General features: G+C 68.6%; 18 protein-coding genes. 7 read left to right on the forward strand and 11 right to left on the reverse strand.

Features of this window, described 5'->3' with window-relative positions; translation table 11 throughout:
* Positions 1–78: 78 nt before the first annotated feature.
* The 7 genes from ACYVAN_RS16890 to yczE form a co-directional block, all read right to left on the reverse strand.
* Positions 79–1,707: a response regulator transcription factor gene (locus tag ACYVAN_RS16890; RefSeq protein WP_460960697.1), complete on the reverse strand. Its 1,629-nt coding sequence runs from the start codon at positions 1,705–1,707 to the stop codon at positions 79–81.
* A gap of 669 nt (positions 1,708–2,376) precedes the next feature.
* Complete coding sequence (locus ACYVAN_RS16895) at positions 2,377–3,477, reverse strand: flavin-containing monooxygenase (protein ID WP_460960699.1); 1,101 nt, start codon at positions 3,475–3,477, stop codon at positions 2,377–2,379.
* A 1,076-nt stretch (positions 3,478–4,553) separates the two neighbouring features.
* Positions 4,554–4,760, reverse strand: coding sequence for a hypothetical protein (locus ACYVAN_RS16900; RefSeq protein ID WP_460960701.1), 207 nt, complete (start codon positions 4,758–4,760; stop codon positions 4,554–4,556).
* A gap of 67 nt (positions 4,761–4,827) precedes the next feature.
* Positions 4,828–5,055 (reverse strand): hypothetical protein, encoded by a 228-nt coding sequence (locus tag ACYVAN_RS16905; protein ID WP_460960703.1) that lies wholly within the window; start codon positions 5,053–5,055, stop codon positions 4,828–4,830.
* 472 nt (positions 5,056–5,527) lie between these two features.
* Entirely contained in the window at positions 5,528–6,556 is a 1,029-nt protein-coding gene (locus ACYVAN_RS16910) for a magnesium and cobalt transport protein CorA (RefSeq protein WP_460960705.1), read from the reverse strand.
* A 33-nt stretch (positions 6,557–6,589) separates the two neighbouring features.
* Entirely contained in the window at positions 6,590–7,402 is an 813-nt protein-coding gene (locus tag ACYVAN_RS16915; protein ID WP_460960707.1) for a hypothetical protein, read from the reverse strand.
* A 9-nt stretch (positions 7,403–7,411) separates the two neighbouring features.
* A complete protein-coding gene (gene yczE, locus ACYVAN_RS16920) occupies positions 7,412–8,071 on the reverse strand; it encodes a membrane protein YczE (RefSeq protein ID WP_460960709.1) in 660 nt (219 codons plus the stop codon).
* A gap of 43 nt (positions 8,072–8,114) precedes the next feature.
* On the opposite strand from yczE, the gene yczR reads away from it, so the two are divergent.
* On the forward strand, positions 8,115–9,554 hold the full coding sequence (gene yczR, locus ACYVAN_RS16925; RefSeq protein WP_460960711.1) for a MocR-like transcription factor YczR: 1,440 nt from the start codon (positions 8,115–8,117) through the stop codon (positions 9,552–9,554).
* Between the two features lie 305 nt (positions 9,555–9,859).
* Here the strand turns inward: yczR and ACYVAN_RS16930 are convergent, their stop codons facing one another.
* Entirely contained in the window at positions 9,860–10,897 is a 1,038-nt protein-coding gene (locus ACYVAN_RS16930) for a hypothetical protein (protein WP_460960713.1), read from the reverse strand.
* Positions 10,898–11,161: 264 nt separating this feature from the next.
* Here ACYVAN_RS16930 and ACYVAN_RS16935 point away from each other — a divergent pair, with 264 nt between their 5' ends.
* The 4 genes from ACYVAN_RS16935 (at position 11,162) to ACYVAN_RS16950 (ending at position 16,155) form a co-directional block, all read left to right on the forward strand.
* Entirely contained in the window at positions 11,162–12,292 is a 1,131-nt protein-coding gene (locus tag ACYVAN_RS16935; protein WP_460960714.1) for a S8 family peptidase, read from the forward strand.
* Positions 12,293–12,380: 88 nt separating this feature from the next.
* Positions 12,381–12,965 (forward strand): RNA polymerase sigma factor, encoded by a 585-nt coding sequence (locus tag ACYVAN_RS16940; RefSeq protein ID WP_460960716.1) that lies wholly within the window; start codon positions 12,381–12,383, stop codon positions 12,963–12,965.
* Positions 12,962–13,432 carry a hypothetical protein gene (locus ACYVAN_RS16945; protein ID WP_460960718.1) on the forward strand — a complete coding sequence of 157 codons (471 nt, stop codon included), beginning with the start codon at positions 12,962–12,964 and terminating at the stop codon, positions 13,430–13,432. The genes ACYVAN_RS16940 and ACYVAN_RS16945 overlap by 4 nt, the downstream gene beginning before the upstream one ends.
* Entirely contained in the window at positions 13,429–16,155 is a 2,727-nt protein-coding gene (locus ACYVAN_RS16950; RefSeq protein WP_460960720.1) for a CHAT domain-containing protein, read from the forward strand. Before ACYVAN_RS16945 ends, ACYVAN_RS16950 begins: the two co-directional genes overlap by 4 nt.
* Positions 16,156–16,322: 167 nt before the next feature.
* On the opposite strand, the gene ACYVAN_RS16955 is transcribed toward ACYVAN_RS16950, so the two are convergent.
* The gene (locus tag ACYVAN_RS16955; protein ID WP_460960721.1) at positions 16,323–17,492 is read right to left on the reverse strand and encodes a pyridoxal phosphate-dependent aminotransferase; all 1,170 of its coding nucleotides are present in this window, start codon (positions 17,490–17,492) and stop codon (positions 16,323–16,325) included.
* Positions 17,493–17,717: 225 nt separating this feature from the next.
* Here ACYVAN_RS16955 and ACYVAN_RS16960 point away from each other — a divergent pair, with 225 nt between their 5' ends.
* Positions 17,718–18,974 (forward strand): DUF445 domain-containing protein, encoded by a 1,257-nt coding sequence (locus tag ACYVAN_RS16960; protein WP_460960723.1) that lies wholly within the window; start codon positions 17,718–17,720, stop codon positions 18,972–18,974.
* Between the two features lie 57 nt (positions 18,975–19,031).
* On the opposite strand, the gene ACYVAN_RS16965 is transcribed toward ACYVAN_RS16960, so the two are convergent.
* Positions 19,032–19,562: a CGNR zinc finger domain-containing protein gene (locus ACYVAN_RS16965; RefSeq protein WP_460960725.1), complete on the reverse strand. Its 531-nt coding sequence runs from the start codon at positions 19,560–19,562 to the stop codon at positions 19,032–19,034.
* Positions 19,563–19,804: 242 nt separating this feature from the next.
* Between ACYVAN_RS16965 and ACYVAN_RS16970 the strand changes: the two genes are divergently transcribed.
* On the forward strand, positions 19,805–20,200 hold the full coding sequence (locus ACYVAN_RS16970) for a VOC family protein (protein WP_460960727.1): 396 nt from the start codon (positions 19,805–19,807) through the stop codon (positions 20,198–20,200).
* Between the two features lie 164 nt (positions 20,201–20,364).
* On the opposite strand, the gene ACYVAN_RS16975 is transcribed toward ACYVAN_RS16970, so the two are convergent.
* Complete coding sequence (locus ACYVAN_RS16975) at positions 20,365–20,664, reverse strand: hypothetical protein (protein ID WP_460960729.1); 300 nt, start codon at positions 20,662–20,664, stop codon at positions 20,365–20,367.
* Positions 20,665–20,755: the final 91 nt, after the last annotated feature.

Genomic DNA, 20,755 nt, shown 5'->3' on the forward strand with positions numbered 1-20,755 from the left:
CACCATCGTCCCCGCCACCAAACCCACCAAGACCCGACCAAAACCACCTAAGTAAGCGGTATTGGGCCTAGATCATCCTCAGACCAGGTGGTTCTCGAACGCGAACGCCGCGGCCGCGGTCCGGGACCCGACGTCGAGCTTGGCGAAGATGTTCGACAGATGCCGGGCGACCGTCTTCTCCGACAGCACCAGCGTCGCCGCGATCTCGGGATTGCTGTTGCCCGCGGCGACGAGCCGCAACACCTCGATCTCGCGTGGACTCAAGCCGCCGGGTGCCCGCGCATCCCCCAGGAGCTTGGCGACGTCGTGCTCGGCCGGTGCGGCACCGAGGCGCGCGAACGCCCGCCGAGCCTCGTCGAGATCGGCCGCCGCCGACTCCGCGTCACCGAGGAGGCGCAGTGCTCGTCCGATCAGCACGCGACACCGGGCCACCTCGTACGGTGCGGACAACCGGGACCAGCCGTCGGCAGCGCTCCGGGCGGCCGCGAGCGCGTCCTCGGCGTCACCGGCAGCGACGGCGACCGATGCGGTCGCGTACTCGCCGGCCGCTCGGAGCGCGGTGCAACCGAAGGCCGATCCGAACCCGCGGAGCTCGTCGGCCAAGGACGCGGCGTCTTCGATCTCACCCACGTCTGCCAGCACGTCGACGGCGGCCGGCAGCATTTGTGAGCGGTGCACCGGATCCCGCGCCTCGGCCAGCACGCGGTGGATCGCGGCCGACGCCGCATCGGGCCGGCCGCGAGCCAGCCACAGCAGCGCCCGGCCGGGCTGGGCCGGGTGCCCGTACCCGGCCGCTTCCGCGTAGGCGGCCTCGGCCGCGTCGTGCTTGCCGCTGATGCGCAGCGCTTCGCCACACTCGTAATGGGCCTGTCCGACCGCGGGGCTGCCCCCGGCCGCGGCGTACCGTCCAGCCGCATGCTCGAGCTCGCTGATCGCGTCCCGGTAGGCGCCTTGCAGCCGCATCAACTGGCCGCGGTGGACCGCACACTGGCCGGTGAACGCCACCAGGCCGGGCTGGCTCTCGCACCAGACGGTCAGCGCGTGGGTCCACTCGCTCATCCGGCCGAAGTCGGAGATCTGCTGGCAGGCTTCGACCGACGAGCAGTAGATAACCCCGGAGAGGATGGGGGAGACCTCCCCGGCCAGAACCGACACCATCGCCTCGTCGAGGAGGCGCAGCCCGGCGGCGACCTGTCCCGAGAAGATGGTCAGCCTGCCCTCGGTGTGCAGGCCCATGGCGGTCAGGTCGGGGTCGCTGAAGCGTCGGCCGTACTCGGTCACCCTCGGCGCGGTGGCAATTGCTTGTGCGAACTCGCCTTTGGCGATGTGCCCGAACGTGGCCCGTTCGAGTAGGTAGCCGCGCTCCACCACATCCCCCTCGACGCTCTCGAGCAGTCGCTCGCCCCGGGCCAGCCAGCCGCTGCCGATGGCGGCCTCCCCGCCCTGCCACAAGGTCAGCGCCAGCCAGTACGCCGCTCGGACGGCTCCCAGGGTGTTGCCGTCCTCGAGCTCGGCCTGGTAGGCGCGCTGCCACGCCTGGACGCAGTCGTTGCGGCGGCCCAGCAGAAACGCGGTGACCGCCAGGGCAGCGAAGTCATCCGCCCGCAAGTGCGTGTCGCCCAGGTCCGACAGCGCGCGGTACGCAGCCACCCACTCGCGGCGCTCGTAGGCTTCCCGCGCCCGGTGCAGATCGTCGACCAAGCCCATCGCACACCACCTCGACTCGAGGTTAGTCGTGCGTGCGTAAGGTGCGCAGCCGCGTGGTGCCGATGGCCACGGCCAATGGCAGCAGAGCCAGCAATGCCGCCGCCGACTGCACGTGGAACTGCACGACCCCGACCGGGACCGCCCGGGAGTCCGAAGACCACCAGGGCGCCGGCGATGACGGCCGTGGGAATGCGGGCGAAAGTCGTCGTGCGAGCGACGGCGACCGCGAACAGGACGGTGCCGAGCGCGAACGGCACCGCACCGGCGACGAGAATCGGCACGAACCACGACTCCAGAGCGGTCAGGGTCGCCGCGAGGTCGGCTCCTGTCTCATGCGCCGCGACCACGGCGAATTCCATGCCGGGGAGCACGGCCAACATGACGCTCCCGATCAGCACCAGCCCGAGCCCGCCCGCGCCGGAGGCGAGCGCGAGGGCGAGGTGGGACAGGCCCCACCGCGTGATGTCCGCCGACGCGGCAGCGGCCACGCCGGCGCTGTCGGGCAGCCGGCCGGCAGCGGCGGGTGCCAGAGCAGGGCGGCGTCAGCAGCACCGGGCCGGCGGCGACGACCAGCGCTCTGCCTTTGGCCCAAGGGTTCTCGTTCGTGGTTGCGGGTCGGTTGGTGAGTGTGGCAGTTATCGTCAGCTCCTTCGTACCTAGCAGGCGTGGTCAGGCGGCAACTGAGGCACTGGCGCCCGTCCGGGCCACGATCCGGTCGGCGAGGTACGCCGCGTCGCGGCCCACTCCGTTGATCTCGCCCGAGGCGAAGCAGTACTGGAAGGCCAGGCCGCAGAAGTAGAAGCCCGGTACCGAGTCGACGACGCCGCGGTATTCCACCGGCCAGCCGTCCTCGATCGGCAGAGGGAGGTCGATCCAGTCGTAGGCCTGCCGGAATCCGGTGGCCCAGACGATGCTCGCGACGTCGAATGTGCGCCCGTCATCGAGGCACGGCAGTCCCTCGGTAACGCCCGCGACGTGCTCGGTGATCCACTCCGCGCTCCGTGCGGCGAGGTGGTGGCGCTTGACGCGTAGCTGCGGGACACCGTGGTGGCGGACCTGCCGCATTGTCTTGCGTCCCATCGGCGTACGCCGGGTGAGTACGTGGCGGAAGGCGAACTCGATGGCCGGGAACATCATGCGGAATCGCCGCGAGCCCCACTCGAGCGGAACGTTCCCGCGGGCGGGTCCGACCAGGGTGGTGGAACGCGTCTTGGCCAGTTCGTAGGCGATGTCCAGCCCGCTGTGTGAAGCGCCGACGACCAGCGCCGGCCCGTCGGGCAGCTGGGTGGGCCGGCGGTACTCACTGGAGTGGATCTGCCGGATCCGGGGATCGATCTCGCCGGCGAAAGCCGGGACCTGCGGCGTACGGCCGAAGGTTCCGGTGGCCACGACGACGTTTTCGCAGGTGACCTCCTCTACCCCCAGGGTGGCGGTGAACCCGCCGCCCTCGTGCGCGGTCAGCCGGTCGACCCGGGTCCGCATCCGCACCGGGAGGTCGTTCTCGACGGCGTACAGCTCCAGGTACGCGGCGAACTCGTCCTTGTTCGGAAACGCCCACGGGTCGCCCGGGAACGGCATGCCGTCCAGGCTGTTGGCCCGCGCTGGGGTGAACAGTGTGAGGCTGTCGTAGTGCCGCCGCCAGTTGTCGCCGATCCGGTCGAGTCCGTCGACGATCAGGCAATCGCGGTCGCGCTGCTTCAGGTGGTAGGCGGTGGACAGGCCGGCTTGGCCGGCGCCGATGATCAGGGTCTCGATGTGCTGTGTGGTCATGCCGTTGACGCTAGGTATGGCGTGCCGCACCCCACATCGGTCAGCACACTCAACCGCTCACCCATGCCGATGGGTGGATCCACCCATCGGCGCGGTTGAGTGATCAACAAAAATGCGCCCCGGGCAGGATTTCGAACCTGCGACCATCCTCTACCTGCGCTTATGGCCCTACCGGTTATGGACCTATAGTCGTTAACTTGCGGGCTCGTTCATAGTGGCCGGAGCTCGGTCGACAGGGTGCCGTTCATCGCGCTTTGAGATCGCCGTGGAAGCGCTGAGAGACAGCTTCCGGAAGGGCTCCGGGCAGAGGAGCATGGCCCATCCTGGTCGACGTTGGCCGAGGGTAGCCCATGCCGAGCAATCGGCTTCGTCTCAGTTCTCGTCTCAGTTCACCCTCGTTCGGCCCTGCCCCAACTGTTGCAGCCGTTTCGTTAACCACCACGTGAACAGCAGAAACGAAGCAGTGAACGATCTTTCCGGGACCTGAAAAGCGGAAGGTCGGCGGTTCGACCCCGCCCCTGGCCACCGCTCAGACCAGTAAGAAGGCCCCACCGGTTTCCGGCGGGGCCTGTCTTGTTTTTGAGGTCGCATGCCGCCTGCGGGGAGGCGTTGATCTGCCGCTCCGTCGCGCCGGGTCTCTCCTGTGACATAGCGTTCTTCGTGGACGCTCGACGACTCCACCCCGCTGTTGCGGACGTGCCCGCTTCATTTCTCAGGGGAGCCACCAGTCGACCTCGAAATTTCGGGGACGAAGTAATTGGAGCAACTCGTCGCGGCTCGGGCGGTGCGATTGGGTGAGTAGGCGATTCAGCTGGTCCACGTTGGCGGGGCCGTCGAAGCCGGTGACGCTGAAGAGACGGCCACCGCGGTCTGAAACAACGCGAGCGAGGGATCGCTGTTGAAGGTGTCGTGCGTGATCACCTTCGTGATCCCGTCCCCGAGCGGAACGCAGGTTCGGATCCGCGTGGCACCGCAATTCGGTCCGTGCGTGTAGTCCCCGCCGGGGAGCGGGTTGTGGATCCGGTACGTCCCCCTGAGCCCGTGACCGTCCGGTGTCGTGATCGGAAAGCTCACCCTCAGTCCGAGGTCATCGACGGACGCGGATACGACCTTGTTCCGTCGTCGGTCGGCAGGCCGTCCGGGATGAGCAGGTCACGCCAGGGCCATGGCGAGTGCTTCGTGAGTGCGTAGAAGTGTCTCTGATCCCTGGCTCGGGTGTATTCGCTGTGCGCCCACCAAGCCGTCCCGCACACCATGGCGACGATCACGCTCAAGGCGACCATCGCCGCCGGCGGACGTCGCGGCAGCGTCTTCGGATCATGGACCGACCAAGCCGCCGGCACCTGCCGGTCAGGCCGGGTGGCTGACCGGCAGGTTGACCGCGTAGCGGTAGATCCATTGACCGCACGGCCGCTGGTGCGACCTGTCGTACATGGCGACGTTCGGGTCCTGGTTTTCGTCGGGGGCCGAGGAGATGGGGAGTGGCGTTACCGGCGAGCCGTCCGTTCCGGTCGGGAGGACGAACTCGCGGCCGTCCTCGGGGCCTCCGAACAGTTCTATGCGCGCGTGAAGATTCACGGAGCTAACCCCTCTCAGTCCAATCATGACGCTCCTTCACGTAATGGACTTGTGTCAACTCTGGTTGGTTCCGAATGACACCCGATCGGGTAACCATCGATAGGGGAGTTACTCACCGGAGTTCTCTTTCTCCTGGGAGTGATCAATGCTCGTGGTTGATGGGAGAGGTGGGAATGGCCGGCATCACTCGGAAGCCGCCGGCTCGATGGAGCGCTGGTGAGCGGAGTCGGCGGGGTCGCCACCCCGGGATGTGACCTCGGGCAGCTACCTCGCATCGCCGCTCCGGTTCCCGTCCCGAGCCGGGCCGGAAACGTAGAGCGCCCCCGCGCTCGACCGGCCTGGGGGTCACCGGGAGTGCGGGGGCGCGAAGTCCACCCCTGGGGGTCAGGTGGACGGAGCCAATGTTACTTCGTAGTACCTCAGATGTCTCTAGCTGCAGAGATCTTTTTTCGGCGGAATTCGGGAGAAAGGGTCACAGCCAGTCGCGCCACTTGAACACTGTGTACAGGAGTGCGGCTACGAGGCCCATCAGAACCAGGGAGAGCGGATATCCGAACTTCCAGTCCAACTCGGGCATTGTGGTGAAGTTCATTCCGTAGACGGTTCCCACCAAGGTGGGAGTGAACAGGATCGCCGCCCATGAGGAGATCCGCTTGACGTCCTCGTTCTGCGCGAGGCTGGTTTCGCTGAGCCTGGTCGTCTCCTCGGTCTGTCGTTGGGCGACGAGCGAGGAATGCACGGTCAGGATGTTCGGCAGCAGCTGACGGAAGGAATCCACCCGGTCGGCCACGTGCGCCGCGTGATCGCGGACATCCCGCAGATTGTGCCGCAGCTCGACGTCGACGTCGTAGGTGTCGAACCCGTCCTCCAGAGCTTCGAGCACGCCGAGCAGCGGACGGCTGGCCCGTTGGAACTCGATCACCTCGCGGGAGAGCTGGTAAATCCGGCGGGACACCGTCGGCTCACCGCCGAAGACCTCGGTCTCGATCTCGTCGAGGTCCTTCTGCAGACCCTCCACGACGGGGAGGTAGTCGTCGACCACCCGGTCCAGCAACGCGTAGAGGACCGTTTCGGGGCCGTGCCGTAGGAGTTCCCGCTCGTCCTCCAAGCGCGTGCGGACCTGGGCGAGGTCGGGTTCCTCGGCATGCCGGACCGTGATCAGGAAATCGGGGCCGACGAACACGTGCACCTCACCGATCTCGATGCTCTCGGTCGTGTCCACGTAACGGGCCGGGCGCAGCACCACGAATAGCGTCTCCCCGTAGCGTTCCAACTTCGGGCGCTGGTGGGCGAGGACCGCGTCCTCGACGGCGAGGTGGTGCAGGTCGAACTTCTCGGCGACCGACTCCAACTCGGCGGGGTTCGGGCGGTACAGGCCGATCCAAGCGAACCTGCCCTTGCGGGCCGTTTCCGCGCGCAGCTGGGTAAAGGTCTGGTCCAAGTTCTCGGGTACGTGTTGGCGTTGCCCCTCGTCGTAGATCGCGCTGTCGATCAGCACCATGGCGAGCGGTCCTTCCGGGGTGGTGGCTGCGGTTCAACGAGGGTTCGCGAACCGCACGAGTGCGAGAGCCTGATCGTCGTGGCGTTTCGGGCGTGGCCAGCGGGTGCCGTCCGCATCGGACTCCTCCGCTGCGCGCACGGTGTCCAGCACGCGTTGCGGACCGTCCGAGACGGCCTGGTCCAGCATCGCCGCCCAGCTCGGGTAGAGACCGTAGTCGTCGACGCCGCAGGAAACGCCGTCGGTGGCGATCAGCACCGAACGCACCGCCTCGCGGGGCCACCGGGCTCGGGCGGCCCGGAACGCGGCAGCGGGATCGGCCTCGGCGACCCAGAACCCTCCGTCGACGTTGCGCCATCGCCCGGTCGCATCGCCCGAGTCCCGCAGCGCGTTCCAGTGCTCGTCGTCGAATCCGCCACCGGAGCGCAACCTGTCGCGGTAACCGTCACCACCGGGAGCGCGCAGGTTCGCGAGTCGATCATCGGTCACGGGGTGCGCGCCCGTGCCGGTGAACACCACGATCGGACTGTCCGCCAGCACGAGCGCTTCGACGTGCGCGTCGTCCCACCGGAGCAGTGCCACCGTGCTCGACGGTGCGCTCCCGGGCTGGAGGTCGTGGGTTGCGGCGACCTCGCTGATCGAATCGGCGAGCAGCCGAGTCAGATCGGCATCCTCCGCCAGCCTGGGTCCGAGGGCCTCGCTGAGCCGTTCGGCGTACCAGCCGCCGGTCCGATCCGTCGGTCGCAGCGAGGTCGCCCCGTCCAGTACGGATACGGCGCGGGGCAGCACCCGCACGACGTCTTCGCTGGTCCCGCTGCCCGCTTGCTCGGCCACCTGCACGATCGGCATGCCGGGAGGTTATCCGCCTCGATGGTCGCCGACCGTCACGAGCGGGAGGAAGAGCTGCGTGATCGGTCCGATCAGGAGCGCGAACAGCACCGTCCCCACCCCCACCGTGCCGCCGAGGAACCAGCCCGTGGTCAGCACGGCGAGCTCGACACCGGTGCGGATCCCGCGAATCGACCAGCCGGTGCGCGCGTTCAGACCGGTGGTCAGGCCGTCCCGCGGGCCGGGACCGAGGCGTGCGCCCACGTAGAGAGCCGTGGCGACACCGTTGAGCAGGATGCCGCCGATCAGCAGCGCCAGCCGCAGCGCGGGCGTGCTTCCGGCCGGGATCATCGCCAGTGCCAGGTCTACCGAGATCGCGATGATCGCGACGTTGGCGATCGTGCCGACCCCGGGACGTTGCCGGAGGGGGAACCAGGCGAGCAGGACCAGTACACCGGTCAGGGCGGTGACGGCCCCGAAGCTCCACCCCAGGCGCGGGGCCAGCCCTTGGTGCAGGACGTCCCACGGGTTGAGGCCGAGGCCGGAGCGGACCATGAGCGCCATGCTGGTGCCGAACAGGCTCAGTCCCACCACCAGTTGGAGCAGACGTGGAGCGGGGCGGTCGCGGATCGAGATATTGGAAAGGTCCAAATTCGGAGCGTTGGTGGACACGGCGTCGTGTCTAGTCACGATTGGATACTAAAACAAGAACCAATCTGGCATTATTGGACACATGTCTTCGCCGTGGTTGAGCCGGATACCCGGCCGCAAGCTGGCAGAACTGCTCGGAAACGGAGCGACGAAGACCTCGTCGCGTGGCGTGCACAGCGGGGTGCGCCAGCTCGTCCTGGACGGTCGGCTGCCACCGGGAACCAGGTTGCCCGCCGAACGGGACATTGCCGAATCGCTGGGAGTGAGCAGGACCCTCGTGGCTCGCGCGCTCGAGCGGCTTCGCGACGAGGGCTTCATCGCGAGCAGGAGAGGAGCCGGCTCGTGGGTGAAGTTACCCGACGGGGACCGGGAAACCACCAACGGCGGTTGGTTCCCGTCCGGTGATCCCGACATCTTCAACCTGGCGCAGGCAGCACCCGGCGCCCCGCCCGAACTGGGTGCGGCCACCGACCGCGCCCGCGTGCGGTTGCCCGAGGAGTTCGCGGGGCACGGTTACCAGCCCCACGGCCTGCTTCCGTTGCGGCAGCGAATCGCCGAGCGGTTCACCGCCAGGGGGCTGCCGACCGACCCGCGGCAGATCCTCGTGACCAACGGTGCGCAACACGCGTTCGCGCTGGTGCTGCGAACCCTGGTAGCGCCCGGTGACCGCGTGTTGGTCGAGCATCCGACCTACCCCAACGCGCTGGAGGCGATCCGCGGGATCAACGCGACCCCCGTAGCGGCACCCATGACCGAACACGGATGGGACCTCGATCTCGTCGAAGCCGGTATCCGCCAGACCTCCCCTCGGCTGGCCTACTTGATCCCGGACTTCCAGAACCCGACCGGATTCCGGCTGGACGAGCCGGGACGCGAACGGTTGGCGGCAGCGTTGCGGAGCAATCGGACCACGGCGGTCGTCGACGAAACCCTCGTCGACGTCGACCTCGGTGACCAACCGCCACCCCTGCCGATGGCGGCGTTCGGCCCGGAACGCGTGATCGTGACCGGCTCGGCGAGCAAATCGTTCTGGGGCGGTATTCGCCTGGGGTGGCTGCGGGCACCCGAAGAACTGCTGCAGCGAGTGGTGACCGGCCGTGCCGCACTCGATCTCGGCAGCCCGGTACTCGAACAACTGGTGCTGACCGAGCTGTTCGACGAGTCGGAAGCGGTACTTCGACGCAGGCGAGCCGAATCGATCGTTCGCCGGGACCGGCTGGTGTCGGCGCTGGCCGAGCACCTCCCGGAGTGGTCGTTCCGAGTGCCGGACGGTGGCCTGGCGCTGTGGTGCGATCTCGGAGAACAGGTAGGCAGCAGGCTCGCGGTCGCGGCCGAGCGGCAGGGCGTGCGGTTGGCGGCCGGTTCCCGCTTCGCCGTGCACGGTGCGCTGGAACGGCACGTGCGGTTGCCTTACACGCTGGAACCCGAGCACCTCGAGGAAGCCGTGCGCCGACTCGCGCTCGCATCCGCGGGGCTCGGCGGCCTGCCGGCAGGCGGACCGAGCGAAACGCAGGTCACGTGAGAAGTGAAAGAGGGAGCCACCCGCCGGCACGGCCCCTCGTCGTGCCGGCAGGTGGCTCCCCACGGTGTCGCCTCGGTGCTGCAGGGGCAGTGCGGCACCGAGGCCGGGGCGCCGGACAGAGACCTCCAGCAGGTCACGGATCCTGCTGGCAGCTGCCTCACCTGGGTGCCCCGATTCCGATCCGCCCGGGCGCAGGCGGCACGGATCGGATTCTGCGGTGGCGGATTCGACACGCCACCCGGGTCTGGGGATGGGAAGAAGCGGGCGAGACTCGACGCTCGCCGGTCAGGCGAATCGCCGCAGATTCAATCCGGTGACGTCGAGGGCTCGACCGACACGATGCCGGTGAGCAGAACGCCTTCGGAGGAGCTGTGGGTCGAGGCGGCAGGCATCGGATCGAAGGTGGTTGCCGTCAGGATCGCGAGATGCCGGTGTCCGCTGCTCATGCCGCTCGCCGATCCGGCGGCGGACATGGTCGGTGCTGGCGGAAGCTGTGCCGGAGCGGGGCCGCCGGCCGGTTGATCGGCTAGCGGTTCGGGGTGATTCGCGGATACCGGGGGCACCGATGCGGTCGTGGGCCGCTCGTTCGTATTGCGGACGCGTATGTCGTCTTCGGAACTCATCCGGACCGGTTCGGGATGGTCCGGGCCGGGCGGCAGCTCCACGGCGGTCGGGCCGGGAGGTGGGGAAGACGCGTGCGGCGTGGCTGCCGGTGTGTCAACCAGTCCCGGAGGCGTGAAGGAGGGCAGGTTGGGTGGGGAGATCGTGACCGGGGCGGGTTTGCCGACCTGCGGTTCGGCGGGTTTCCCCGGAGACGCGGGCTTTCCGGGGTCCACAACTGCCGGTTCGGCAGGAGCTGCCGGTTGTGTCCGTTGGACCGGCGCGGGTTCGGCGGGCGCCGCCGGTTGGGCCGGTTGGACGGATGCGGGTTCGGTCGGCTGGGCGCGTGGGATTTCCGCCGGTGCGGCGGGCTCGACTCGCCGGATCGAGATGCCCGATCCGTTCTGACTCGGGGAACCCGTGGATTCGGCGGCGGTGCCCGATTTCTCCGCGGTGCCGGTGTGCGCCGTGTTCGCGGCAGCCGGGCCGTCCGTCGGCCTCGGTTCGGGTGCACCCGTCCTCGACTCGGCGGACGAAGGGGTTCCGCTTTCCGGAGTAGGCCCCGGCTGTTGGGTGGACGCGGTGGCATTCGTGCTCTGTCCGACTTCGGTGGCGGGTTCCGCCGCGCCGACCGCCGTCGCACCCAGCCACGTGCCCAGGGCGATTCCGCCGACGAGCGAGGCTCTCGCGGCCAGCGCACGCATGCGTGCCCAGCGACTGCGCTGTGCGCAGGTACTGGTCACGCCCATCACCGCCTGTCTGGATTCTCCACGCGAACGCGCGACATCATCTTCTCGTGAGTCAGGATGGTCGGCACCCCATGCGGTTTTCAACCACCCGGACAGGGGGTGTCATGCCGCCAAATGCCGCTGTGCGGCCACCTTGCAGAGATTCTCCATGCAATCAGGCGACCGCGAAAGGTCTTTGGGTTCGCCGGACGGGTGAGATCCGGACACCGCGCGGCGAGTCCCCTGTGGACGCGCGAAGTCGGGCGCAAGGTGTCCCTTGTGGAACGCAGCGTCGAGAACGGATGGACCCTGAGTGATCTGCGGGACAGTTGGTCGCGCTACGCGGATGATCTACTGCTGCACGATCCGGGTGGTCCGGCCGAATGCCTGGTCCGGAAGGGCGAGATAGTCACGGCCAGGTCCCGGTTGGATCCGGTGCTGGGGAGGTTGCGACGCTGGGTGGACCGGGTCCGGTACGACGACGACCTGGAGCTGGCGCGGGTGCGCTTGCGAAACGAGGAGCAGGACCGTTGCGTCGAGATCGCGGCCGATACGGCGGATGCCGTGGTCAACCACGTGCATCTCGGTTCGACCGTGATGTTCGGGACGCCGGTGATGTTCGGGACCGGTTCCGGCGCCGAGCCCGCACCGCTGTCCACGGAGCCGCCCGAACGGCGATGGGAACCGGCCGTCGCGGTGGGGATTCTCGACACCGGGCTGGACCCGCATCCTTGGTTTCGCGATCGTGCCTGGTACGAGCGGGTTCCCGAGGTTCTCGACGCCGATGACGACCGTGATCAGGACCGGCAGGCGGGGCACGGAACGTTCGTCGCGGGAGTCGTCCTGGGCAATGCGCCGGGAGCCACCATCAGGGCGCACCGGGCGTTGTCGTCGCTGGGATTCACCGATGACCTCACTGTGGCCTCCGGATTGCGGTCACTGCGGCGTGCGGCCGGGCGACGCGGTGAGCGCGTGGGAACAGTGCTGCTGACCGCCGGATGCCACACCGCGGACGATGCGTGCCCGCCCGTGCTGCGGGACGAAATAGCGCGTGATCCCGATGTGAAGGTGGTCGCCGCGGCCGGGAACCACGCCACCGACCGGCCGTTCTGGCCTGCCGCACTGCCCGACGTGCTGGCGGTGGCGGCGACCGGTGCGGACGGTCGGCGCGCGGACTTCTCGAACCACGGTCCGTGGGTGGACGCCGCGGCTCCGGGCGTCGACGTGGTCAGCAGTTACGTCCGGCTGGCGCAGCGCGGTCGCGGTCGTACTTACGGGTTCGCGAGTTGGAGCGGGACGTCGTTCGCGGCCCCTCGGTTGGCGGCGGAGGTGGCGTCCGCTCTCCACGCGGGTCACGAGACAGCCGACGCTACTTCGATCGCGTGTCAGAAATACCCGTTCGAGGGTTAATCGGCTTGGAATGAATCTGTACGGGCCGTCGAGCCCTCTTAAACGCGAACGGATTGATCAGCTTCGCGGGGAGAGGGGAGGTGCGGTCGTGCACGAGATCGGTGAGGTCGGTGTATCGCCGCTCCTGTGGCAACGGGTGCAGCAGGGCGACGAGATGGCCTGGCGCGAACTGGTGGACCGCAACAGCGGAGTCGTGTGGGCAGCGGCGCGGGTGTACTCGTCGCACCGGGCCGATGCCGAGGACGTCTACCAAGCCACCTGGCTGTTGTTGGCGGAGAACCTGGCGAACCTGCGAGAACCCGCCGCGCTGCCCGGCTGGCTCGCCACGACCGCCCGCAGGGAGTCGTTGCGTCTGGCGCGAGCCCGCCGGCGAGAAGCCCCGGTCGGGGTGGACGCGGCGATCCTGGGCTCGAACGGGCACGTGGAGGGGCCGGAGAACGCGGCGCTGCGTTCGGCGACGAACTCGCGGATTTGGCAGGCGTTCGCCCAGCTCTCGCTGCGATGTCAGCAACTGCTCCGAGTCGTGGCGATGGCGCCGGATGCCAGCTACGCGCAGGTGAGTGAAGCGCTCGGCCTGCCACGCGGAAGCATCGGCCCGAAGAAGGGACGCTGCTTGTCCGCGCTGCGGCAACGTCTCGCCACGGTCGGAATTCCCGAGGAGGTCGCCGGATGACCGCTCGCACGCCATCCGAACTTCGCGTCCTGCGTGATCTGTTTCAGGTCTGCGACCCGACACCGGACCACCTGCTGGGAGCGGCTTACGCCGCGCACGCCCGTGGCTGGAGCGGGGCCGTCCCGTTGGCGCTGGTCGGAGATTCGACCGACACGTCGGTCGCGACCAGGGCGCGAGCAACGACTGAGTCCCGGGTGCTCACCTTCACGATGCCCGGCCGGATTCTCGAGGTCGACTTGGTCCCGACCGTGCCGGGAGTGTTCCGGGCTGCGGGCATGGTGATCAGTCGTGCCGGTCAGGGCGCCCCGTCGGGTGAAGTAGTGCTGCGCACCCCGGGAGGGCAACAGTCCGAGCGGTTGGACAGGCACGGGGCGTTCACCGTGGACGACGTGCCCAGCGGTCCGTTGAGCATGGTTTTCCAGCCCACCGGTGCGCAGCCGGCGGTTGCGGATTGGTTCGTCTGTTGAGCCCCGGCGTCACAGAGGTCCCGGCCGCTCCGGAAGACCCGGCCGCTCCGGAAAACCAGTGCGGGGCGACGTCACACGGCACCCGCCCGGAACTTGCTGCCGGTCCCATCGCGACCGCGGAGCCGGATCGAGTGGTCGAGTCGGCGTTGTGGTGGCGGGAGCACGCGAGCTCCGCACCAGAGGAGGCGGCAGCGGCAGCCGCGGATTGGTTGGCGAATGATCGGCAGGAGCCACACTTCCTGGCGTTGGCCAGGCACGTGGCCTGCCTGGCCGCTGTCGAGCTCGGTCGGACCCGCGAGGCGTTGCGGCACGTGCGACTCGGGCTGGCCGCTGCCCGGCGTGCCGAGCTACCTGAACGGGAAGCGCAGCTGCGGTTGACGCTCGCGTGGATCGAACTCGAGCGCGGGTCGGCGAGCGAGTGCCGTGCGCAGCTGGCCGCGGCCACGTCGCAGCTGAGTGGTATCGAGGCAGCGCGCGCGGCATGCCTGTTCGGATTGGCCCACGTCCGCACCGACGATCATGCCGAAGCGGTTCCGGAACTGACCGAGGCGTTGCACCTACTGGCCGGACACGATGACCGGCGCTGGCGGGCGAACGCGCTGCTCGGCCGGGGGTTGGCGCATCTCTACAGCAACCGGCTGGATGAGGCCGACGCGGATCTTCGCGCGGCCGAACGCGCGTTCGCCGCGGACGGTTATGAGCACCGGGCGGCGGCATGCCTGCACAACCAGGGGTGCGTGGCTTTTCGTGCCGGTGATCTACCGAGGGCGTTGCGGCTCTTCGACGCGGCGGTAGCCGCCGGACTGGACACCGACGCCTGCCCCGAGACGCTGGCGGACCGGGCGGAAGCACTCGCCGCTGCCGGACTGGACGGTGAGGCACGGGAGGCGTTGCGGGTGGCGGCCTCGCGACTGCAGGCCAGTGGTCGAACGGCCCGATTGGCCGAGACGCGGTTGTCCCTGGCGGGAATCGTCCTGCGGGACGGTGACGCACTCGCGGCGGCCGACCAGGCTCGGCAGGCGCGCGGGCTGTTCCGGAGCCAACGCCGTCCGGCGTGGGCGGCGTTGGCCTCCGCCACGATGTGGCAGGCCAAGCTCAGCTCAGGGCAACACTCCCGCTATGCGCTGATGATGTCCCGGCGAGCGGCAGCGACGTGCGCGGTGCACGGCTGGGCTGCTGCTGCGGCGGAACTGCGGTTGACCGCGGGCCAGGCGGCGCACCACGCGGGCATGCGCGGGCTCGCGGAGAAACTGCTCAGGTCGGCGTCCGAGTCCAGGAAGGCCGACGCGGCGACCGCGCCGGTGCGGGCCGTCGGGTGGCTGGCAGAAGCTCTGCTCTCGCGGTACGCGGGCGATCGGGACAAGGTGTTCGAGGCGTGCCGGGGCGGGTTGCGAACCATCGAAGCACACGCGGCGTCGATCACGGCTTACGAACTTCGGGTGCGGGCCTTCGGCTGGGCGGACCAACTGGGGGAGATCGCGGTCGGCGCCGCACTGGAAACCGGCGATCCCAGGCTGGTGTTGCGCTGGACCGAAAGATCAAGGGCCAACGCGCTGCATCGGCGTTCACTGCACCCGCCCGCGGATCCGGAACTGCGGGAGGCGCTGGTGGAGCTGCGAGGCGAGGTGCTGCGCAGCCGAGCGGACCAACGGTCTCCGGAACAAGACGCGGAATCGCGGATCACGGCCCTGGAATCGAGGGTGCGGCACCGGGCGATGCTGGTCGATGGTGCCACCGGTGGTCTGCGTACCAGATCGGGCATCGCGGAAACGATCGACCAACTCGGCCAATCGGTACTACTGAGCCTTTTCACCCACGACGAATTCCTCTACGCGGTGTCCGCTGTGGATGGACAGGTGAGCGTGTCCGAATTGGGCAGGGAATCCGATGCGGTGGCTTCGGCCGACGCGCTCCGGCACTTCATGACCCGGCAGGCGCAGGGCGGATCTCCGAGGTTCGTTGCCGCACTGGAAAAGGAGGTCGGGAACGCTGCCACCGCTCTCGAGCGGCAACTGTTGTCGCCGGTGTCGGCTGCTCTTCGGCGGGGCCGGCCGCTCGTGGTGGTTCCCACCGGGCAGTTGCACGCACTGCCCTGGGCCGCGTTGCCGTCGTGCAGGGGGCGCAGTGTGACGGTCACGCCGTCGTTGCGCTGTTGGCTGCGAGGAAGAGCGGATGCGCGGGAGGGCGGGAACAACGAACACGTCTGGGTCGCGGGGCCGGGATTGGAGCACGCCGAACGGGAGGTGGAAACCCTGCACGACGAGTACGGCGGACGTCTGCTTTCCGGTGGAGATGCCACTATCGAGCGGGTGCTGCGCACTGTGGACGGTGCTACGAGCGCGCATATCGCGGCGCATGGCTGGTTTCGGGACGACCAGCCGTTGCTGTCCTGTTTGGACCTGGCCAACGGTCCCGCGTACGGGTACGACCTGGAAGGGCTGAAGCGTGGCCCCGCGCTCGTGGTGCTCTCGGCGTGCGAAGTGGGCCGATCGAGGATCAGCCGAGGCGATCAGTTGACGGGACTGACCTCGGTGCTGCTGGGGCGGGGAACCGCCACCGTGATCGCGAGCGTCGTGCCGGTACCGGACAAGCGCACCGCGCGGGTGATGCTCTCGTTGCACGCTGCGCTGCGCTGCGGTCTGGCGCCAGCGGAGGCGTTGGCGTCAGCCCAGGACGAGCACGGGGAATGGGGGTTTCTGTGCCTCGGCTACGGAGGGCGCTGACGCCAACGCGGCTCACCGGCAACGGCTCGGCCGGGGCGATCACCTCGGCGGGCCGTCCCGCCGGATCAGGACGCCCTGCCCGGGCGGACAGCCCTGCAGGATCGAGCAAACGTTCCAGGGCCGCCGGGAGGTTCGCTCGATGTGCACCGGCGGTGTTCGACGCGGCCTCAGCGCAGCTTGCTGAGCCGGTTGAGCGCCTCGTCGAGCACGTCGTCCTGCTTGCAGAACGCGAAGCGCACCAGGTGCCTGGCCTTCTCGGGGTTGTCGCAGAAGACCTGAACCGGGATCGCCGCGACACCGGCGCGTTCGGGCAGTGCACGGCACAGCTCGGCGCCGTCTTCGAAACCGAGCGGGCGCACGTCGACGCAGACGAAGTACGTCCCTTCACCGGCAAGCACGTCGAACCCGGCGGTGGCCAGCCCGTCACTGAGCTTGTCCCGCTTGCGTTGCAGGCTCTTGCGGAGCTGCTCGGACCATTCCTGCTCGTGTCGCAGCGCGTGCGCCACGGCCGGTTGGAACGGAGCTCCACCGACGAAGGTGAGGAACTGCTTGGCCGCGCGCACGGCCGCGATCAGCTCGCTCGGGCCGCACACCCAGCCGACCTTCCAGCCGGTGGCGCTGAAGCTCTTGCCCGCGCTGGAGATCGACAGCGTGCGTTCGGCCATGCCGGGAAGCGTGGCCAGCGGAGTGTGCGCCCGACCGTCGAAGAGCAGGTGTTCGTAAACCTCGTCGGTGATCGCGATCACGTCGTTCTCGCGGCAGACCTCCGCGATCGTCGCGAGCTCGTCGTCGGTGAACACGGCACCGGTCGGATTGTGCGGGGAGTTCAGCACGAGAGCTCTGGTCTGCGGGCCAACAGCGGCGCGCAGACCGTCCACATCCAGCTCGAAGCGCTGATCCGCCCCTTGGGTGAGCCCGACCGTCCGGCGCACTCCGCCCGCCATCGACACGGCCACCGGGTAGGCGTCGTAGTACGGCTCGATGAGCACGACCTCGTCCCCGGGCTCGACCAGAGCGAGCATCGACGCGCTCATGGCCTCGGTGGCGCCGACCGTGACGAGCACCTGCCCGTCCGGGTCGTACTCGCTGCCGTAGCGGTCGCGGCGGTGCTCGGAGATCGCGGCGCGGAGGTCGGGTTCGCCTGCCCCCGGCGGGTACTGGTTGAGGCCGTCGGCGATCGACTGCTGGGCCACGCGGAGCATGCCCTCGGGGCCGTCGGTGTCCGGGAACCCTTGCCCCAGGTTGACGGCGCCGGTCCGCCTCGCGAGTTCGGTGATCTCCGCGAAGATCGTCGAAGTGAACGGGCGCAACCGGGAGGTGAGGGCAGGAGTTCGCACGGCACGGCAGCGTAGTCGACCGCCCTGGGTGGCCGGCAAACCTCATCGGCTCCTGCGGCCTCGCGAAGGTCCGGTCGTGCGGGGCCGCGTATCGGCACCGCCTCCTGGTCACCCGTCTGTCCGCCCGCCTGGTCGGCGTGCCTTCTGGCTTCCGAGCATCGGGGTGACCTGCACCTTCGGTCACACTGCTGACTTCGTGGGTGGTGACACTGACACAATCGACGTGTGCAGACAGCGGTAGCGGACGAGGAGAAGCGGCGCGGACTACGGCGGATGAAGGCTGTGGCAGGCGGACTGCTGCTGGTGGCCGTCGTGATCTTCGTGGTCGCAAAGTGGCAGGAGAACGCGGGTGCCCCGGCCTGGGTCGGGTACGTGCGGGCAGCTGCCGAAGCAGGCATGATCGGTGCGCTCGCCGATTGGTTCGCCGTGACCGCGTTGTTCCGGCGGCCGCTCGGGCTGCCGATCCCGCACACCGCGATCATCCCCAACCGGAAGAACACGCTCGGCAGGAGTCTGGGCGACTTCGTGGGCACGAACTTCCTGTCGGAGCAGGTCGTGCGGGACAAGCTGCACCGTGCCGAAGTCAGCAAGCGCGTCGGTACGTGGCTCGACGACGAGGGCCACGCCGAGCGGGTCACGGCGGAACTCGCGACCGCGGCGCGCGGGGCGGTGCGGGTACTGCGGGACGAAGACGTCCAGGCGGTGCTGGAGCAGTCCGTGGTGCGAAAGGTCCTCGACCAGCAGTGGGGTCCACCGCTGGGGCGGATCCTCGGGCAGGTCTTCGCGGACGGGTCGCACCACAAGCTCGTCGACCTGGTCTGCGACCGCGCCTACGACTGGGTGCGGGACAACCACGAGACCGTGATGCGAGTGGTGAGCCAACGCTCCCCGTCGTGGTCGCCGAAATTCTTCGACGGGATGGTCGCCGACAAGGTCTACACCGAGGTGCTGTCCTTCGCCTGGGCGGTCAAGACCGACCCGGAACACCAGATGCGCAAGGCGGTCGACCGATTCCTCGTCGAGTTCGCCCACGACCTGCAGCACGACCCGAAAACGATCGTCAAAACCGAACAGATCAAGCAGCAGGTCCTGGAACACCCCGAGGTGCAGAACCTCGTCTCTTCGGCGTGGGAGACCGCGAAGAAGATGCTGCTCGACGCGGCCGAGGATCCGTCGAGCGAGCTGCGCGTGCGGGTCCGTGACGGGTTGCGCTCGCTCGGGCGCCGACTCGCGGAAGAGACCGAGCTCCAGGGCAAGTTCGACGGTTGGATCGAGGACACCGCCGTGTACGTGGTGTCGAACTACCGCCCGGAGATCACCACGCTGATCACCGACACGGTCGAGCGCTGGGACGCCGAGGAGACCTCGCACAAGATAGAACTGCAGGTCGGGCGGGACCTGCAGTTCATCCGGATCAACGGCACGGTGGTCGGCGCGCTGGCCGGCCTGGCGATTCACACGTTCGCCGAGCTGCTGCTCTGAGAACCTGACCCGCCGTCTGCCGGCGGGTCGGCGCAGCCCGGGGTGGTGGTGCGGGGCCTATTTGGCGATGTGGCGTTCCCGCCAGCCGCGGGCCTTCTCCCGGTTCCCGCACACGCGCATCGAACACCAGGTCCGGGACCGGTTGCGTGATCGGTCGTAGAACGCCATCAGGCAGTCCTCGGCCGGACAGATCTTGATGCGCTCCCAGTGACCGGTGTGCACTACGCGCACGGCCGAGGTCAGGATCGAGCCGAGCGCGTCGGTCCCGGTCAATGCGGGAATACCGTTGTCGAGCGTGACGTGAACCGGCCAGTCGGGGGTGACGAGCGTGTCCGGGAACGTGTCGCATCTGGCTGCTTCGCGCATGGCATCGCGCAGCTCGCGGACCGCGTTCGCCTCAGGTGGTTCGGCCAGTCCGTGCTCGACGCACCATCGGCGCCATTCGGCCGGGTCGTCGAGAACGTCGGTGCCGTATTCGATGTCCCTGGTGTTGAGGAAGGCCAGCACGCGGTCGATGTCGCGACCGAGGTCGAGATCCGCTTTCGCGGCGGGCCGTTCCGTTGCTGGTGCGGCGCCTTTACTGCTCACAACACCATCGTATGTGCATAGGGGGTTGCGTGCGGTCTGGCTGGTCCGCATACTTTCAACACCAGCGATAACCGCTTAAACGGTTTTGATGGTTAATCTGGGGCGAGGGAGCATCGGCAGCGGAAGTCTCGATCCGGCGAGTCCGGGCGGACCGCGTCGACACGGCGGGGCCGGTCGGCGCGGTCTCGTCCGGTGGTGCTGGTGTTCGGCGAGCCCTACTGCCACCGACGAGAGGGCGTGTGATGACTACATCCGAGACGCGGACCCTGCGGCTCGCCGCGTTCGCGATCGACAGCCGAAACCCGCGAGAGCTCGCGGAGTTCTACGGCCGGCTGCTGGGTTGGGCGATCGACGAGTCCGCTACGGAGGACGACTGGGTGGTGCTGGCCGATCCGTCCGGCGGCACCTCGCTTGCGTTCCAGCACGACCCCGACCAGATTGCGCCTACCTGGCCGGAGAAGGACCGTCCGCAGCGGATGCACGTCGACGTGCGGGTGTCGACCTTGGACGAGGGGCACGAGCGTGCGGTGTCCGCCGGAGCAGTGCAGCTGCCGCAGCCCGCCGACCAGGTCGACAGCGACTTCCGGGTTTACGCCGATCCGGAAGGCCACCCGTTCTGCATGTGCGCAGGCAACTGAAGATGTGCGCAGGCAACTGAAGCGAAACGTGACCGGTGCGGACGGTGGCCGGTCGGCTTCGTGACGTGTGGACGGTGACCGGTGCGGAGCCGGCCATCGCGGATTCCGCTGGTGGCCGGTTCCCGGGCGTCCGCCGCGTGGTCGCGGGTGTTTCCGGAACGGTGTCAGCCGTCATCCCGATCGAGGTCGACCGGGAAGTCCAGGTGTGCGATGCGGTCCTCGTCGGTCGTGACGTGCCGGAGGATCCGCTGCACCCGCTCGCTGTGTTCGGTCCAGTCGTTGATCCTGGCCATGAGCTCGACCTCGACGTCGGTCGGGGGCTCGTCGGCGGGCGCCAAGGACGCCGCGATCACGTTGTCGACGCGCCGGAGCGAGGCCATCAGTCCATCGCGAACCGATTTCGGCATCAGCACGCGGTCCACGTCCGGGGGGAGGTCCTCGCCGGGTGCTTCGTGCTGACCCATCCGTCCTCCCCTGTGTCGAGATGTTCGACGCTATCAGCCATTGCGGTGATTCTCGGGTTCTTGATGTGCCTGGGCCGGGTGAGGCGGACGC

This window comes from Parasphingorhabdus pacifica (assembly GCF_054779195.1).